The following is a 15845-nucleotide window of genomic DNA, read 5'->3' as shown; positions in this document are numbered from 1 at the left end:
AACACGAGGGGTCGGTGCGCGTTTCACGCAGCATGAGAGGCCGTACGCTCGGGGTCATGCTGGTGCTCGTTGCCGGGCTGTCGGTGGTGACGAGTGCCGCGGCGCGGGCTGTTGTCGTGGGCACCGTGCCCTACGCGCCCGCGCAGGGGCCGGTTCTGGGCGGATCGCGGTTGGTCTACGTTCCGTCCCGCCAGTCGGGAGCCGGCCCGGTGCGCATCGAGGCGGCCGCGGGCGCGCATAGCACCGTGCTGGCGCGGCTGTCCGGGGAGCCTGCGCGCACGGACGGAGCTTCCTTCACCGGCCGCGGGGTCTTGGCGGCGGTCGCTGCGACTCCCACGACGCTGGTGGCGACGGTGACGACCGTCTTCGACCTTGGCGGTGGCCGATCCGGCGATACCGGCCAGCACCTCAGCCGGACGTGGGCGGGCCGTCTGGGCGGCCCGTTGGCCGCGGTCTCGGCGGCCTGCGTGTTCCCGCGGGACCTGCCGTACCCGTCCGCCGACGGCGATCAGGTGGCGACCGAAGGGATGGGCTGCGGTCCGCTGGAGGTGCTCGACGTGGCCAGCCAGACCCGCCGGGCCCTGCCGCCGACGGCGGTCTCGCCCGTGGTGGTCGCCGGGTCGCTGACCGCGTGGCTTGAGCCGACGGGCGCTCCCGACGGCGCCGGCCCAGGCGCCGCGGTCGTTGCCGACGCCACGGGCCGAGAGCTTTTGCGCGTCCCGGTGGCGCTGGTCAACGGTGACGTTCGCCTCACGCTGGACCCTGACGGCACACTGGCGCTCTTCGGCCACGTCGATCCCAACTCGCCAAACGCCGTCGCGGTCGTCGTCGCGACTGCGGCACAGCCGGTCCCCCGGGTGCTGCCGATCCCAGCGGGCAGCACATTGTCCGGCGCGCGCCTGGCGCACGGTCGCGTCGCAACGCTGGTCGTCCCGCGCGGAGCGAACGCGGTCACCGGCGGCGAAGTTCTCGTCACCGACACCGCCGGCACGCGGGCCCACACGGTCCTGCGCGGCGTCGGCGCCTACGGCCAGGACCGGTTTGCCTTCGACGGCCAGAACGTCGCGGCGATCGCCAACCGCTGCGACAAGGCCCTCCTCGTCCGAGCCTCGGCCGACGGCCCGGCCACCGACGTGTCGAACCCGAAGTCCTGCGCTCTCATCCTGCAGCGCCGGCCCCGCTGGTCGGGAGCGAACCTGACGATCGCCCTCTCCTGTCGCGGGCTCAGCGACTGCCAGGCCGCACACGTGACAGCCCGGCTGGGAGGCCCGCGCGGCGCGCTGCTCGGACGCGCGAGCTCCGATCGGTCAGCGAGCGTTGCGCTTCCCGTCAAGAAGGCGCTCCGTCGCAGGATCGCTGGCAAGACGACTAAGGTCTGGCTCCGGGCTCAGCTCTCCGACGGCGCCGGGACCACGCGTCCGCGGACCATCACGGTCCCGGTGTCGCCTCGGCGCTGAGACGGCGCAAGGGCGCGACCTAGAATCGGACGCAGCGCCCGACACCAACCTTTCGCGGGTGCAGCGTGACGTTGGCGCACTCTTAGGCAGCGACGGCCGAGAGGCCTTCTGACTGACGTCTGGGGTTTCCGGAATTAGGGGTTATCGAGCGCGACCGCCCGCGATCTGAGGGTCTTCGCGCGCACGCGCGCGAAGACCCTGAGGTGCGGCTTGCCGCCGCCAGCGTCGTCGCCGAGCGGACGCCGACGCTGATGATCGCCGCGCGCCGGCCGACGACCGAAGGGCACGGCGCGCTCGGAGCCCCGGAAGGAACAACCCGACGGTGACGCACCGACGCGTTCAAGCTCACGCACGACCCGCTGCTCGCCAGTGGCTCGGCACGCCGGGTGACGGGGCCGCCAAGGCCTCCCCGCCGCCTGGGCACCGAACCGCAACGACGGCAACGGCTACCGGCGCCGGCTTGAGGGGAAGCGGCCGGAGGAAGTGATCCTCCGGCCGCCCTCACACACTCGTCAGCCGATCCCAACAGCAAGGCCTGGGGCGGCGAGTCGGGCGCCGCGAAGTGGGGTCCGCAGCGACCCCACGGCCGGGTCGCCTCGCCTAGTCACCTCAGGCCGGCACGCCGATGAGGATCGTGCTGCCGCCCCCGAGCGTCACGCTGCCTGACGTGGCCGATCCGCCGTTCGTGCTCTCGGTCACCGTCGCCGACCCCGTCGAGGCCGTCTGTGTGCTGGTACTCGAGACCGACGACGAGGTCGAGGTTGTCGTGGTCGTCGAGGTGATCGTGGTCACCGTCGAGATCGACTGCGCCCCTGACCCGATGTTCGTCCCCGCCGGCGAGCCGGCGCCCTGCGTGGAGGACGACCCCACATCGCCGCCCACCGCGGTGCCGCCGTTGCCGGCGGTCGCCCCGCTGGCGCCGGTGACGGGGGCGTTGTCGCCACCGATGGCGGTGCTGTCGTTGCCGGCGGTGGTGCCGTTGGCGCCGGTGACCGGGGCGTTGTCGTGTCCCGCCGCCGTCCCGCCGCCACTGACGGTCGGACCGCCGCCCTGGGTGGCGCCAGGGCCGAGCACAGTGCCGCCGGTCGACGCCGCGCCCGAGAAGCCTGAGCCGACGGTCTGACCGGTGGTGGCCGCACCGCCCGCGGTGACGCTCTGACCGACCTTCGGCCTGGCCTTCGGCTTCGGCTTCCTCTTCTTGTTGTTCTTCGTCTTCTTGGTGGCCTTGTGCGACTTGCGCTTGGCCGGCTTCTTCTTCGCAATGAGCGCGACCGCATGCGCGACCGGCACCTTGCGCTGCACTGAGTGCAGGACGACCGTGCCGCCGGAGCTCGCCGCGCCAGCGGTGCCGTCGACCGACTGCGCCCCGGTCGCGTCACGGCCGCTGTGCACCTGCTGGCTGACGCCGGAGTTCGGCCTGCTGGCCCTGTCCGTCGTGGCGTCCTTTCCGGAACTTGTGTCCGACCCCGTGCCCGACCCGCTCGGCGGGCGCGAGGTCGTTCCGGAACCGCCCCCGGTCCTGCGCCCGCTCGTGTGCGTCTCCGCGTGCTGGACGATCTTCGCCTTGGTACCGCTGGCCCCGGTGCCCGGGGCCACGGCCGCCGGTGCCACCGCCGCCGGGCTCGTCTTGGTCGCACCGCTCGCGCCGCCCTTCCAGGAGGTCCCGGCGCTGAGCTTGATCGTCGTCGAGCTGCGCTTGGAGCCCGGCTTGTCGTGCGTCTTGCTCCTCGGCGTCGTCGACGAGGCCCTGCCGGTCCCGTGGCCGTGCTTGGGGGTGGCGTGCCGGTCGGCGCCGGTCGTCTGGTTCCTGGTGGGTGCCGCGCCCGGCACCTGCGCCGCGCTCCGGTTGCGCACCGAGACGCCGACCGTTCCGGTCGCAACCAGCGCGCCCGCCCCGCCGCACGCGCCGGCGACGACGACAATCGCGGCGAACTTGAGCGCCCGCCGCAACCCGCGGGTCGAGACGTTGTCTACGGTCACACCGAGCGAGAGCTCTTCGTGAAAGTCTCCCCGATCCCGGCGGGGAGGTTCGGCAATGAGCATGTGCAGATCCTTCGTGCTTGGAGAGCCACATCGACCCGTCGGCACCCTTCGTTTGGTGAGCGCCCCGCATCGACCGAGTGGCGGCACGGTAGAACCGCTCGGGCGGGCTCTTCAAGCCGATCCCCGGCGCCAAGGAGCCCATCCGAGATAGTCCCTAAACGAGCCGTGGCTCCGGTCGGCATCCGTCCGGGAGATGGGTCGCCGAGCACCGGTACATCCACGTTTACAGAACCTCCGACCCGCGGCAGTTCGAATGCCGAAGTTCCGACGACGCGGAACGATCCGAGCGGCGTTTGGCCCGCGCCTGCGGCAAGCGTCAGGTAGGTGACCTCGGGGGCTCTCCGCGGAACTCTTGGCGCATAGGCGCTTGACCGTCGTTCGCCGTCTCCCAATATCCGCACCGCTCGAACGCCAGCGCGGCCGCTCCGAGCACCGGAGCCCAGTTACCGCCGGGATGCTCGGCGGCGCGGATCCGCACATCACGCATGAGGCGGCCCGGCAGTTTGCCTGACAACTGGGCGACGATCCGCTCCGGGCTGAGCGCGCTGGAGACCACCACCAAGTCGGGCTCCAAAAGCAGGATCGGAGCCGCAAGTGCCTGCGCCATCAGTTCGGCCGTCTGGCTGAAGACAAAGATCGCGTCGCCGGACGCCGCATCGATCCGCTCTAGCGCTGGCTCATAGCCATCGGCGAGATCGGCGGGGTGGGGCGTGAGCCGCTCGACCATCGCGCGGCCCGAGGCCCACCGCTCGAGGTGTGGCGCGCCGTTAGACCCGCACGAGCAGTAGGTGAGGTCATCGAGCCCGAGGACACCGTTCGGCGGGGACTTCGCGAGGTCCGACGGTATGGGTTCGTCGACACGAACCGGTAGATGCCCGAGCTCGCCAACCGTCCGTGTCTTGGCGCGGTGGACGCGACCGTCGACCAGGACCGAGCAGCCGATGCCACCCGCGAGCTTGATTCCGATCACAGTGTGCTCACCTTTTGCGACACCCCATCGACTCTCGGCGATGAACTCAGAGTCGGCGTCGTTGGTGAGCAACACACGCGCGCCGGTGATCCCAGCCTCGGCGACTGCACGCGCCACAAGCTCATCAAGGCGGACGCTCTGCTCCCACCCGTTCTCGTTGCGCTCGTACTTGACGGGACCGCCGGCCTCCTCGTCGATCTGGCCGGGCCACGCCAACGCCACAGTCTGCGGAGGAGAGAACTTGGGGTGGCCGGCTGCGCCGGCCAACACTGCTCTTGTCAGGGCCGCCATCTCGGTGACCAGATCGTCTGGGGACAGCGGCGGGTGCGCCCGAGAGCGCCAGAGCGGCAGCACCAGTGCGCGACAGACCTCGCCGTAGTGGTGTTGGCCGTGGCCATCTACGAGCGCGCAGCGGAGTTCCTCACGTCCGACGGCGAAGGCGAGGATCCACGAGCGGGGTCCGAGCCGCCACTGATCGTCGCGGTTGCCCTGCCCCTTGACCTTCTCCAGCCAGCCCTCGTCGACGAGTTCCGGGCGTGCCTTGCGAAGGGTGCGATCACCGGAGCTCCGAGAGCCGACGGCGCGCGCTTTCTGCTCGAGCGCCCTGAGAGAGAGCGGACCGTGGTCGGCAACGGTCCAGAACGCGATCGCGCGGCTTTGCGGCGACGCCTTTTCGGGCTCCTTCTCCTCGCCAGCCTCGGGCATAGCGCGGCAACCTACAGGCAGAAAGTATATTGCGCACGCTGTTTTTGAGTGGTCCTTGCCGAATGACTAGGTTATTGGTTCGGCCGAGTGCTGCTCCAGGCGGCAGATGGGATGTTGTCTTGCCGATCAGGTGCACTGCGAAACGCAGTAGCGCTGATCGCAATGTGTATCTGTGCGCTCAGAGTACGGGCGAGCGGCCGCCAGGATCGGTACGGTCCCGGCGCAGGATGCTCACCGCGACCTTCGCGCTCCTTCCGGCGCTCGCCGCTGCCCTCGTCGTGCTCGCGGGGGCTTGGACTCTGCTGGGTCTCATTGTGAGCGCAGCCGCGGTGGTCAACGCTCGGTGGCTGCGTCGCCCGAGCCATCTCGCTGGCGGTGCAGGGCCGCGTCGCTTCTTGGCGATCATCGCGACGACCGGCGAACCGACGCTCTCGGCCGCCGTCGAAGCGCTTCTCGCCGCGCGCGTGCCTGCGGGCTGCCGCCTGCGGATCTGTGTGGTCGGCGCGGACGTACCCACGCCGCGCAGCAGGCGCGTCACGGCGATCCGCACGCCGGCCGCGATCAACACCAAGCCGGCCCGCTTCAACCTGGCAATGGCGCAGACGGGACTCGCGACCGGTACCGCCGACTACATCATCATGGTCGATAGCGACACGCAGGTCGAAGCGGGCATGCTTGAGGCGGTGGTGGCGGCGGCTGGACCTGACCGTGCGGTATGGCCGGACGTCCTGCAGCCGCTCGTCGTGTCCGCGGCACCGCCCGGCAGCGCCTGGCCTGTCCGGGCCGACGCTCTGCTCCACACGCGCTGGCGGCTCGGATTCGAGCTGACGCTTCTGCGACTCGGGTATCGGCGCGGCTCCGTCGAACGCCGTCGTTGGGCTCCGCTGTCGTACGCCGTGGGCTGCTGTGTGGCGATCCGCGCAGACGTCGCCGCCGCTGGCTTTGAGGAGCCTTCGGAGGACATCACGCTCGGCTATGACCTCTCGCGTGCGGGCCGCGCGATCGCCCCGGTCCGTTCCGTTGCGACGACCGACACGAAGCCGGGCGTGGGTGAGACGGCACGGCGAAACCGGGTCTGGTGGTCAGGTTCGATTACCGCGCTGCGGCGACCCGCTGCCGCGGAGGGTCGAGCGGTACGCGTGTTGCGCGGGCTGGAGCTTGCGCGGCTCGCGGCCTGGGTGCCCGGCCCAGCGCTCTTCGGCGCCGCACTCGGGCTCCCGTTCGCAGCGGTGCCGTCGGACACAGCCCTGGCGTTTGCGCTTGCACTTGTCCTCACGGCAGGCGCCGGCTACGTGATCGCCGGCGTCGCAGTGCTGGCTGCTGGACCGCGTTTCACGTCGGAGCGGTGGCGGACGGCGCCACGTGTCTTAGCATGGTGTGTCGCCCGTTGGTGGTGGACCTGCGCCGTGCCGTGCGGAGTGATCCTCCGCGACGCGACCGCCGTCGCCACCGTCGGGACGTTCGCGTCGGCGCTCGCTCGCGGGACGAGTCGTGGCGTTGTCGCGACCGCCACGCTGCGCGCTCAGCCACTTGCTGTCCTCTCTAAGTGGCGTAGCGATGGGGGATGAGAATGTCGGAGTCAAGGGACGGCGAGAGCAAGAAGTTCGCACTTCCGGACGCATAACAGCAAGTCTTACCCGCATGCGATTACAGATCAGTTAGGATTCCGCAAGACTTTTCGTAACTTCGCGGTTGTGGTGCGCATGCGGCTCTTGGTGGACGCTGCGTGCATGGCGGTCGAGATCACGATCGGGTACCGGGTCTGGTCGCTGCGCATGGGGCTCCATCTGTCGCAGGAGCAGCTCGCAAGGTCGTGCGAGATGGCTCCCGCGGTGTTCAGCCGGATAGAGCGCGACGAGGTCGATGCCCGGACCTCCTCGCTAGAGAGGATCGCTCGCGGGCTCGGCGTGACGATGGCCGAGCTGTTTGACGGCGTGAAGTGGTCGCCACGGTCAGAACGGGTCGTCATGGCGCCGCCTCACCCTAACCCGCGTCACCCGTTGTCGCGATCGGGGTGAGCTCGGTCGACCGGCCCGCCGCGCGACCGAGCGCCGATACAGCCAGGAGGAGGTCGGCGACCGGGAGAATTTTGCGCGAGGGGGGTGAATTGGGCTCTCTGACTGGCTAGAGGAGCAGATGCCTGATTTCTCCTCACCTGATGATCGAGCGAGCCTCGAGCCCAACAACCACTCCGCCCGCGTCCTGCGGACCCGCCTCACAGCACTGCTCCGAGCGATCGGCTGCCTCGCCACCCACCACCCGACCTGCAGCTTGGTCATTGCGGCCATGCAGCTTGCGCTCGCGCTCTGGCCCGATCGCCTGCTCGAACGAGACGATTCCGGCCCTCGGCCCAGGCGCCAGCGAGGCGGCGCCCGGGCGCCGGGCTAGGGTGCTGTCGGCGTGTCGCCTCTTCGGATCCTGCTGCTCACGATCGTCTTGGCCGGCGTCTTTGCCGCCGGCCTCTCCGGCCGGACGCCCACGCTCGCTCACGCTGCAGCGTGCTCTGACTACCCCAACCAAGCCGCCGCGCAGGCCGCGGGCGACACCCGCGACCCCGACGGCGACGGCATCTACTGCGAGTCGCTGCCCTGCGCCTGCTCGACCGTGGCGCCCGACACGACAAGTTCGTCAACAGCACCTGCCGAGAGCGCGGCGGACCCGGCCAGGTGCAGGACCCCGCCCGGCGTGCAGGACGTCACGTTCTCTAAGACCAAGTACCCCAACATCCGCAGGCACTTCCTCCGCGCGCTGCGCAGGGGCTGGCCGCGGACGCTAGTCCTCAACCGCCCCGGCGCAGCACGGCGCCGCGCCCGCCTGCTGGAAGGCGTGGCGACCAAGCCCGGCTATGACCGCGACGAGTATCCGCCCGCCGTCGCGCGCGGGCGCGGTCCGGGCCTGACGCGCGGCAGCAACCCGATGGGCTGGCGTGCCGACGTCGCGCTGGTGCCCTCTGCCGAGAACCGCTCCCACGGATCGACCATGGGCCTGAAGCTGCGCCGCTTCTGCAGCGGCACGAAGTTCCGCTACGTCTTCTACTAGCCGGGCTCGGCGCGGGTTCAGGTGCCGAGCCGTGTGGCGGCCGGCGCGAGGTCGACCGTCGTGACCTGCGGGTGGGCGCGTAGCGCCCGGGTGACGGTGATGACGCGACCGTTGACGTAGGCGCGGTGGGCGAAGAGCTCCTCGACGAGCGCTCGGTCGAGCTCGAGGCCCTAGGTGACCTGGAAGTCCTCGTCAAGCATCACGACCACGACAGAGTCATAGGCGCTGTCGCGGATCGGGCTCAGCGACCGGCGCTTGGTCGTGGCGGTGACGCGCACCGCCTTGACCTGGATGCGCTCACCCGCAGCGGTCAGCACGTCCCAGCCGGCCTGGCTGAAGGAACCGCGCATGCCGGCGACGATCACCTCAGCGATGTCGCCGACCGGGTTGTTGTCGGTGCGGATGACGTCGCGGTCGCGCAGCTCGCGCATGATCGCCGCCCAGTCGCCCAGCAGCTCGGGCGTCGAGCGGTCGCCCGGGCTGTAGCTCACGGTGCCGCGCTCCGGGCGGTCAGCCCCCGGCGCGGGAACCCCGCAGCCGCACGATCGCGCCGGCGCGTGCGAGCAGGGATTCCAGCAACGCGCGAGCATCATCGTCGAGGGCGTCGAGATCCACTTCGACGCGCGAGACCCGGTCACGTAGCTGCGGCCGGTCGAGCAAGGACAACATGTAGTCCAACGGTGCCGCAACGGCTTGGTAGTAGTCCTCGGGGCCGGCGTCGACGGCGATGACCTGGGCGGCGAGCAGGTCAACGACCTGCTCCTCGCGGCCCAGGACGCGGGCGCGAAGTTGCTCACGGCGCACGGCGCGCAGGTAGCTGCGGATCGCCTCGCGCTCGGTCAGCTCGAACAGCATGCGCGCACGCTACGCCCGCTCACGGACACCAACGCAATCAGCGACCCCTGCCATCGGATGAGCACCCGGACGGCACAGATAGATCGGAACCTTTGTGCGTCGGATGAGCAAAACTGTGTGGCCCCACCTCGCGAGGCGCTCGGCTGGCTCGCTTCCCCTTTCTCGGTCAGCGAGCTAGCGTCGCCGCCGACCCCTGATTCGCGGCGGACTGCCGGGGATCGGTGGGCATACGAAGTCGGCCGGGCCTGCGGGTCCGGGAAATTGAGCGCCCCCGCGCCGTGCGACCGGCCGGGGGCATGGCCCAAGGAGCGCGAACTCCATGAGCACTTCGGACCGTACCTGGCCCGAGCATCTCGACGTGCCCGACCACGTCTTAGCGCGGCTGCGAGAGGCCGCCGAGGACGAGCTCGAGCGCGCCTGCGACACCGGCGGAGAATGGAACGACGAGATCCGAACCCGGATCCTGGAGGCCGCCCGCGTCGTGGAGGCGTTTGACCTTCTCGGCCTGGCGCCCGAGCAGATCGGCCGGCTCGCCGATCGCGCGATCACCCTGCTCTTCGACGACAGCGTGCCGGCGCCCCACGCGTTGGAGGATCTCGACGCCTTCGTCGCGCGCATCGGGATCTGCCGGGAGCTGATCGAGCTACGCGATGCAGCGATCGCCCGGCGTGAGCAACTGCACCCGCCGGAGCAGCCGGCGTGAGCGCGGCCGACCCGGCCGGCGATGCGTGGCATGTGGCCAGAACGATGCGGGCGTTGGAGATGCTCGCGTTGTCGCCGCTGAGTGCCCCGCAGCTGGCGGCGACGATCGACACCCATCCGCGGACGATGCGGCGGGTGCTGGAGAGGCTTGTGGTCGAGGGCTACGTGCAGCGCAGCGGCGACACGCGGCGGATCTACGCGCCGACGATGCGGCTGGTGGCGCTGGCCGCGCAGGTGCTGGAGCACTCGCCGGTCGCGCGGCGCGGGCGGCCGTACGTGGAGCTGCTGCACGAGCGGTCGCGGATGGCGGCGCACCTGGTGGCGCCGTCGTACGGGTCGGTCGTGTGCCTGTGCCACGCCGCGCTCGGGTCCCAGGACGAGCACCCGCACCTGCGCGAGCTGGTCCCGGCACACGCGACCGCGGGCGGCAAGCTGCTGCTGGCCCACCGCGACGGCTGGCGCAGGTCGCTGGTCGCGGCGGGGCTGGCGCCGCACACCGACCGGACGATCACGGAGGCCGCGCAGCTGGACGAGGAGCTCGTGCAGATCCGGGCCGACGGGCACGCGATCGAGGACGGTGAGTACCAGGCCGGCGTGCGCGCGGTCGCCGCGCCGGTGGTCTTCGACGGCGAGGTCGTCGCGGCGGTCAGCGCGTCGGGGCGCCGGCTGGACATCGACGCCGTGCTGCCGCACGTCCTGCGCGCCGCGCGCGACCTCACCCAGGACCTGGCCGATGGCGAGCGCCGCTGAGATCGCCGACGCCCTGGACCGCCTCGTCGCCGCCGCCGCGCGTCAGCGCGCGGCGGCGGCCGCGACGCGCCGCGACGTCAACGCCACCGACCTGCTCGCGCTCGACATCGTCCGCCGCGCCGGCCGGATCGCGCCCGGGCAGCTGGCCCGCGAGATGCAGCTGACGGCGGGCGGGACCAACGGCGTGATCCGCCGGATCGTCGCAGCCCAGCTGATCACTCGCAACGTCAACGCGAGCGACCGCCGCGACGTCGGCCTGGAGATCACGCGGCGGGGCGAGACGCTGATGACCACCGGCGTCGGCGGCTGGGACCCGCAGCTCCTGGAGCACCTGTCCCACCAGGATGCCCCGAGCCTCACCAACATGATGTCCTTGCTCACGACGGTGGCCGAAGCCGCCGAGCATCGCGCCGACACCTTCGCCACGACCGCCCGCGCCGTCAGCCACGCCGCGGGCGGCGTCCCGCTGCCCGTGCGCTGGGGCTGACCTGGCAGGCGAGGGGTCCCGGTGGGAAGAGGTGGAGCGAGCGGGCGTCCCGGGTAGGTGCTGAGGGCTGTCTCAACGAGGACGGCGAGACGCGCAGCAAAGTTGGTTGTGACGAACCGGCCCCTCAAGTGGAGCTTTGCGGTGGGTAGCTCTGCAAATTCTGAGCGGGGGTACAGAATCGCCCCGCTTGGGTAGGTGTGCTCAGCGAACGGCGTGACTCACCGGATGTGTTTGCGGGAGGACATTGGGTGGCCGTCCGGCGACCCGTTTCGTCTGAGTAGGTATCGATGGCCGCGATTACGTCCGAACCGGTAGAGCGCTCCTACGAGCAGTTCGTCGCTGAGTACACCGACCGATTTGGTGCCTACCTCCGTGGCGTGCTCGGCCGGCAGGGTGAGGGCCGCGGCGGGCGGATCGGCGTCGAGGACGCGCTGCAGGAAGCGCTCATGCGGGTCTATGAGAACTGGGCGGCGCTGCAGGAACTTGCCGACGAGGAGCGCAACCGGCTTCTGTACCGGTACCTGCGCGACGCCGCGGTTCAGGCGCTGCGTGCCGAACACGGACGTCGCGATGGGCCGAAGCGGCCACGGCTGATCTCGGTGGACTTCGCGGCGATCGGAGCGGCCGGCACCGATCGCTCGATGGCCGAGCGCGAGTTCGAGGCCCAGGTCCTTGGGACGATGGCCAACGAGCTGTGCGACGACGGCGGTCCGGACGCCAAAGCCGTGCTGGACCGCGCGATCGTCGTCGGCGGCCTGCGCGCGCTCGACGAGCAGGAGGCGGTCGTGCTGCTGGCCGTCGATCACCTCGACTGGGATCAGGAGCGCCTAGCTGAGCAGCTCGGCATGAGCGCCCGCACGCTGCGGCGCAGGTTGCACGACGCGCGGAGGTTGTTCTACTCCTTGATTCACCATGCGGTCGGCGTCGAGGTCGGTGATGAGGAGCGCGGCCGGTTGGCGGCACTGCTGGCCGGTGAGCTGAGCGGGAGGGAGAAGCGCGAGGTGCAGCGCCACCTGCGCCATTGCGACGCCTGTCAGCAGCTTGAGCGCGAGCAGTTGAAGTTCCAGCGCGTCGCGGTTCAGATCCTGTCGCCGCTGCCGTTCGTCTTCGGGGCGCGATTGCTGGCCAAGCGTGCGCCGACGAAGCTCGCGGTGGTCGGCAGCGGCGTCGGGCCGGGACTGTTTGCTCAGCCGGGAGCCGCGAAGGCCGCAGCGGCGGTGATGGGCGTGCTGGCGATCGGTGGCGGCGCGGTCGCGGTGATTGGCCAGGTCAACGGACTGCCTGTCGAGCACGCGGGTCCGTCGCCTGTCGTGTCCGCAGGGTTGGCGGGCGTAACCACAACCATGGGGCGGCCCGAGCCGGCGGTTGTCGTTCCGGCGCACAGGACGAGACCTCGGCACAGGGCACGCAGGCGAGCGCACTACGCTGCGGCCAGGCCGGGCGGCTCGAGGGCGTCGACGACGTCGACTCTCTCGCAGCCGAGGAGCGCAGGCACCGGAACGGCTACGCCGCCGTCTGGGACGACCGGGGGGTCTGCGTCGAGGTCGAGGACCTCGTCGTCGACCAGCTCCGGGAACGGGAGCTTTCTCGGTGAGTAGTTATAGGTCATTCCTCCTCACGGGTGCCGTGCTCGCTCTGCTGCTCTTGGCGCCGCTGGCCCGAGCGGGTACTTACGATGTGACGGCGTGCGATGCCGCGGGCGGGCCCAGCGGATCGTGGCACGTCGACGTCGACACCAGTCACGCGACCGCTTCGGCGGCCTGTCCCACCAACAACGATCCGAGTCGGGGGATGATCGCGCGCAACTCGCTGAACCCGGGTGGGGGAGGGAGCGCGACGGGTCCGCTGCACGCGCGGTTGCAGTTCGACGCGCCGGCAGGTACGTCGATCGCCGGGATGCTGGCGACCTATGACTTCTTTCGCTCTGACCACACGTGGGAGACCGCGCTGTCAAATGGCAGCGCGGTGATCCTCGGCTGCGGATCGGGCGGCGTCGACGGCTGCAGTTTCACCGGTACCAACCGTTGGCTCCCGCTCTGCACGGGATCGTCGTCGTTTGAGTGCATCCCGCCGTCGACCAGGACGGTGTACCTCGACGTGTTCTGCCCAGAGAACACGACGTGTCCGCTGAGCTCGAACGACGCAACGCACGGCAACGTCGCGGCGTGGTCGCGACTGGTCGCAGCGACCGTACGTCTCGAGGACGACTCAGCGCCAACGATCAACTCCGTCACCGGCGCGCTGTGGACGGGCGCCTGGGTCAGCGGCGAGCAGACCCTCGCGGTGGACGCCTCCGACAACTCCGGGATCCGCCATACCGCCTTGATCATCGATGGCAGCGTCGCCGGGAGCAGGGATCGCGCCTGTAACTACAGTCAGTCGGTGCCGTGCCCGAACGGCGTCGACACCTTCACCCTCACGCAGCCAGAAGGCGTCCATCACGTCGCAGTCCAGGTCACGGACTCGGCGGGCAACACGACGACGACAGACCCCGTGACCGAGTTGGTGGACAACACGCCGCCCGGCCCTCCGGGGCCTGCCACGGTCAACGGCGACCAGATCGACACCACGTGGTACTCGACGGACGGGTTTACGATCAACTGGACCAACCCGCAAGTCGGCATCGCACCTCTGGCGGGGATCAACTGGCAGCTCTGCCCAGCCGCAGGAGCGCAAAGCAAATGCACAGCCGCCAGCGCAGATGGGCAGATCGCCGCGCTCAACGGCCTTCAAGTCCACGACGACGGCGACTGGATCTTGGCCCTCTGGCTGCGAGACGCGGCCGGCAACAACACGCAGAGCAATGCCATCAAGTTGCATCTGCGCCTAGACCGCGTGCCGCCAAATCCGGTCTTCTCGCCGATCGATCCGACCGATCCCACCAGGATCGTCGTGCAAGCTGACGACGCCACGAGCGGCCTGGCCTCAGGCTCGATCGACTACAAGCCCGTAGGCGTCACCGATTGGACCAGCCTCCCCGCGAAGATCGACGGCGGCCGCATGTCGGTCAACCTCCCAGACGAGACGATGCCCGACGGCCCCTACGACTTGCGAGCGCAGGCAGTCGACGCGGCCGGCAACGAGAAGACGACCACCACGCTGGCCGGCGGAACGCCGATGACCGTCACGCTGCCGCTGCGTTCTCCGACTCGCCTCGCCGGCGGCCGTCGTCAGACACGGCATTCCCACCGAAAGCGGGTGACGTACCTCGCGACCCGCGTCCGGCTGCGCTACGCGACGCGCACTCGGCTGTCGGGGCGGCTGGCCGACAAGGACAACAAGTCGATGGCCGGAACCTCGATCGCCATCACCCAGCTGATCGACGGCGCGAGGGACTGGACGCCGGTCCGGACCATCAAGACGACCAAGTCAGGTTCATTCAGCTTCCGGACAGCCAAGCGCGGACCATCGCGAACCCTTCGTATCCGCTACGAGGGCACACCGACCGTGCGGCCGTCTTATGTCGACGTTCACCTCGGCGTCGAGGCCTCAACGACCCTGCGCCTCAGCGGCAGGCACTTCCGAGCGGGACGGGTCAGGACCAGGCACGGCGTGCGGTTCAGCGGCACCCTACGCGGCGGCTATGTGACGCCGAACAAGCTGGTGCAGCTGTGGGTCAAGGTCAACGGCGACTGGCAACTGTTCGGAGACGCACGCGCCAGGCCGAACGGATCCTGGACGCGCATCTTCGTCTTCAAGGGCCGCCCCGAGCGGTACAGGCTCCGAGCGATCATCCCACCCGACGCCGGCTATCCATTCGTCACCGGAAAGACGCCGATCACAACGGTCGTCGTCACGCGGTAGTAGGACATCGACAACTCAACCAGGCCAGGAGCATCCGACATGTGGGGACGCAAACAGCAAGCACGCGCCGATGAACCGCAGGCGCAGCGGAGGTCCAAGCTGACGAGGTCCGACCTCCTGGCGATCACGGCGATCATCATCTCAATCAGCGGCGGCGGGGTCGCCTACGCGGCCGTCAAGCTGCCGCGCAACTCGGTGGGCGCCGCGCAGATCCGTCCCAGCGCCGTGGGCTCGCGCGAGATCAAGAACCACTCGATCGTCTCGGCCGACATCTCCACGCCAACCCTGAAGAAGCTGCGCGGAGCCAAGGGTGACGCGGGTCCGCAAGGACCGGCCGGCCCTGCCGGTCCCGCGACCGTCAGCTACTTCGCAGCCGTCAACGGCGCGGGCCAGATCGTCCGCCCCGCCAACCCGGGCGTGACCGGCGCGCACACCGCGATCAATTCTGGAAGCTACACCGTTGGCTTCCCGACCAGCGTTTCCAACTGCGCCTACTCGGTCACGTTGGGTGGCTTCGACGCGACCAGCGCTCCGCCCGGCTACGCGACTGTCCGCGACGACGGCGGCAAGGTCGGCGTCCAGCTCTACGACACCGCAGGCAACCCGGTCGACCGGTCCTTCTACCTGATCGTCGCCTGCTGAGCCGTGTCGGCTCTTCGGCCGCCTGACGACGACCCCATCCCCGTCGCGGCACCCCGGTCGCCGCAACCACGTCCTGCGCCCCGATCGGGCGTGACCGACGCGACAGACGCGGGCCTGACGGCGCTTGCCGTCTTCGTCATCCTCACGGTCGCGTTCGGGTTCCTCGGGAGCCTCTTCGACGCCCCGATCGCCAGTGCTGCCATCGGCGGCGTGCTCGGTGTGCCGGCCGGCTTTGCTGCCGCCTACGTGCGGTACAAGAAGTTATAGTTCTTTGGAGATTGCCCCGCGGTGCGCCTGGAGGCGGCGTTTCCTGCGGGACGGATGCGCCGCTGCAGGCTCGGCGTGCCGTGACGCGCGCCGAGCTAGGCGATGGTATTGAGCGCGCGGGGTC

Annotated in this window: 15 protein-coding genes; 11 read left to right on the top strand and 4 right to left on the bottom strand. The window is 70.0% G+C overall.

The features are described from left to right. The first annotated feature begins 56 nt into the window (after positions 1 to 56). Positions 57 to 1457: a hypothetical protein gene (locus tag H030_RS0101675; protein WP_035125727.1), complete on the top strand. Its 1401-nt coding sequence runs from the start codon at positions 57 to 59 to the stop codon at positions 1455 to 1457. A 609-nt stretch (positions 1458 to 2066) separates the two neighbouring features. Here H030_RS0101675 and H030_RS0101670 read toward each other — a convergent pair. Both H030_RS0101670 and H030_RS0101665 read right to left on the bottom strand, forming a co-directional pair. Further along, a complete protein-coding gene (locus H030_RS0101670) occupies positions 2067 to 3437 on the bottom strand; it encodes a hypothetical protein (RefSeq protein ID WP_027004826.1) in 1371 nt (456 codons plus the stop codon). A 379-nt stretch (positions 3438 to 3816) separates the two neighbouring features. Next, the gene (locus H030_RS0101665; RefSeq protein WP_027004825.1) at positions 3817 to 5175 is read right to left on the bottom strand and encodes an ROK family protein; all 1359 of its coding nucleotides are present in this window, start codon (positions 5173 to 5175) and stop codon (positions 3817 to 3819) included. Between the two features lie 227 nt (positions 5176 to 5402). Here H030_RS0101665 and H030_RS0101660 point away from each other — a divergent pair, with 227 nt between their 5' ends. The 3 genes from H030_RS0101660 (at position 5403) to H030_RS38770 (ending at position 8214) form a co-directional block, all read left to right on the top strand. Then, complete coding sequence (locus H030_RS0101660) at positions 5403 to 6743, top strand: glycosyltransferase (RefSeq protein WP_027004824.1); 1341 nt, start codon at positions 5403 to 5405, stop codon at positions 6741 to 6743. Positions 6744 to 6905: 162 nt separating this feature from the next. Next, the gene (locus tag H030_RS28490; RefSeq protein ID WP_196808955.1) at positions 6906 to 7193 is read left to right on the top strand and encodes a helix-turn-helix domain-containing protein; all 288 of its coding nucleotides are present in this window, start codon (positions 6906 to 6908) and stop codon (positions 7191 to 7193) included. Between the two features lie 382 nt (positions 7194 to 7575). After that, positions 7576 to 8214 carry a hypothetical protein gene (locus tag H030_RS38770; protein ID WP_155891775.1) on the top strand — a complete coding sequence of 213 codons (639 nt, stop codon included), beginning with the start codon at positions 7576 to 7578 and terminating at the stop codon, positions 8212 to 8214. A gap of 170 nt (positions 8215 to 8384) precedes the next feature. On the opposite strand, the gene H030_RS28480 is transcribed toward H030_RS38770, so the two are convergent. Together H030_RS28480 and H030_RS0101640 are read right to left on the bottom strand one after the other, a co-directional pair. After that, positions 8385 to 8705 (bottom strand): hypothetical protein, encoded by a 321-nt coding sequence (locus H030_RS28480; RefSeq protein ID WP_051221464.1) that lies wholly within the window; start codon positions 8703 to 8705, stop codon positions 8385 to 8387. 19 nt (positions 8706 to 8724) lie between these two features. Beyond that, positions 8725 to 9069 carry a hypothetical protein gene (locus tag H030_RS0101640; protein ID WP_027004823.1) on the bottom strand — a complete coding sequence of 115 codons (345 nt, stop codon included), beginning with the start codon at positions 9067 to 9069 and terminating at the stop codon, positions 8725 to 8727. Between the two features lie 319 nt (positions 9070 to 9388). Here H030_RS0101640 and H030_RS0101635 point away from each other — a divergent pair, with 319 nt between their 5' ends. The 7 genes from H030_RS0101635 to H030_RS38765 all read left to right on the top strand — a co-directional run bounded on the left by H030_RS0101635 (position 9389) and on the right by H030_RS38765 (position 15721). Next, positions 9389 to 9772, top strand: a complete 384-nt coding sequence (locus tag H030_RS0101635; RefSeq protein WP_027004822.1) for a hypothetical protein — start codon at positions 9389 to 9391, stop codon at positions 9770 to 9772. Then, entirely contained in the window at positions 9769 to 10521 is a 753-nt protein-coding gene (locus H030_RS0101630) for an IclR family transcriptional regulator (RefSeq protein WP_155891774.1), read from the top strand. Before H030_RS0101635 ends, H030_RS0101630 begins: the two co-directional genes overlap by 4 nt. Beyond that, positions 10505 to 11008 (top strand): MarR family transcriptional regulator, encoded by a 504-nt coding sequence (locus H030_RS36065; protein WP_051221462.1) that lies wholly within the window; start codon positions 10505 to 10507, stop codon positions 11006 to 11008. Before H030_RS0101630 ends, H030_RS36065 begins: the two co-directional genes overlap by 17 nt. A 287-nt stretch (positions 11009 to 11295) precedes the next feature. Beyond that, entirely contained in the window at positions 11296 to 12606 is a 1311-nt protein-coding gene (locus H030_RS0101620) for a sigma-70 family RNA polymerase sigma factor (RefSeq protein WP_027004820.1), read from the top strand. 28 nt (positions 12607 to 12634) lie between these two features. Beyond that, positions 12635 to 14812 (top strand): Ig-like domain repeat protein, encoded by a 2178-nt coding sequence (locus tag H030_RS0101615; protein WP_155891773.1) that lies wholly within the window; start codon positions 12635 to 12637, stop codon positions 14810 to 14812. Positions 14813 to 14851: 39 nt separating this feature from the next. Beyond that, positions 14852 to 15454 (top strand): hypothetical protein, encoded by a 603-nt coding sequence (locus H030_RS0101610; RefSeq protein ID WP_027004818.1) that lies wholly within the window; start codon positions 14852 to 14854, stop codon positions 15452 to 15454. A 90-nt stretch (positions 15455 to 15544) separates the two neighbouring features. After that, positions 15545 to 15721 carry a hypothetical protein gene (locus H030_RS38765; RefSeq protein ID WP_155891772.1) on the top strand — a complete coding sequence of 59 codons (177 nt, stop codon included), beginning with the start codon at positions 15545 to 15547 and terminating at the stop codon, positions 15719 to 15721. Positions 15722 to 15845: the final 124 nt, after the last annotated feature.

Origin of the sequence: Conexibacter woesei Iso977N (assembly GCF_000424625.1) — a bacterium.
GTDB classification, from domain to species: domain Bacteria; phylum Actinomycetota; class Thermoleophilia; order Solirubrobacterales; family Solirubrobacteraceae; genus Baekduia; species Baekduia woesei_A.
This window is presented reverse-complemented; position numbering and strand designations above follow the sequence as displayed.

Coding starts and splice junctions, on each gene's coding strand:
- H030_RS36065 (WP_051221462.1), top strand. CDS start 10,505: ATGGCGAGCGCCGCTGAGATCGCCGACGCCCTGGACCGCCTCGTCGCC.
- H030_RS0101665 (WP_027004825.1), bottom strand. CDS start 5,175: ATGCCCGAGGCTGGCGAGGAGAAGGAGCCCGAAAAGGCGTCGCCGCAA.
- H030_RS0101635 (WP_027004822.1), top strand. CDS start 9,389: ATGAGCACTTCGGACCGTACCTGGCCCGAGCATCTCGACGTGCCCGAC.
- H030_RS0101675 (WP_035125727.1), top strand. CDS start 57: ATGCTGGTGCTCGTTGCCGGGCTGTCGGTGGTGACGAGTGCCGCGGCG.
- H030_RS28490 (WP_196808955.1), top strand. CDS start 6,906: ATGGCGGTCGAGATCACGATCGGGTACCGGGTCTGGTCGCTGCGCATG.
- H030_RS0101660 (WP_027004824.1), top strand. CDS start 5,403: ATGCTCACCGCGACCTTCGCGCTCCTTCCGGCGCTCGCCGCTGCCCTC.
- H030_RS0101620 (WP_027004820.1), top strand. CDS start 11,296: ATGGCCGCGATTACGTCCGAACCGGTAGAGCGCTCCTACGAGCAGTTC.
- H030_RS0101610 (WP_027004818.1), top strand. CDS start 14,852: ATGTGGGGACGCAAACAGCAAGCACGCGCCGATGAACCGCAGGCGCAG.
- H030_RS0101640 (WP_027004823.1), bottom strand. CDS start 9,069: ATGCTGTTCGAGCTGACCGAGCGCGAGGCGATCCGCAGCTACCTGCGC.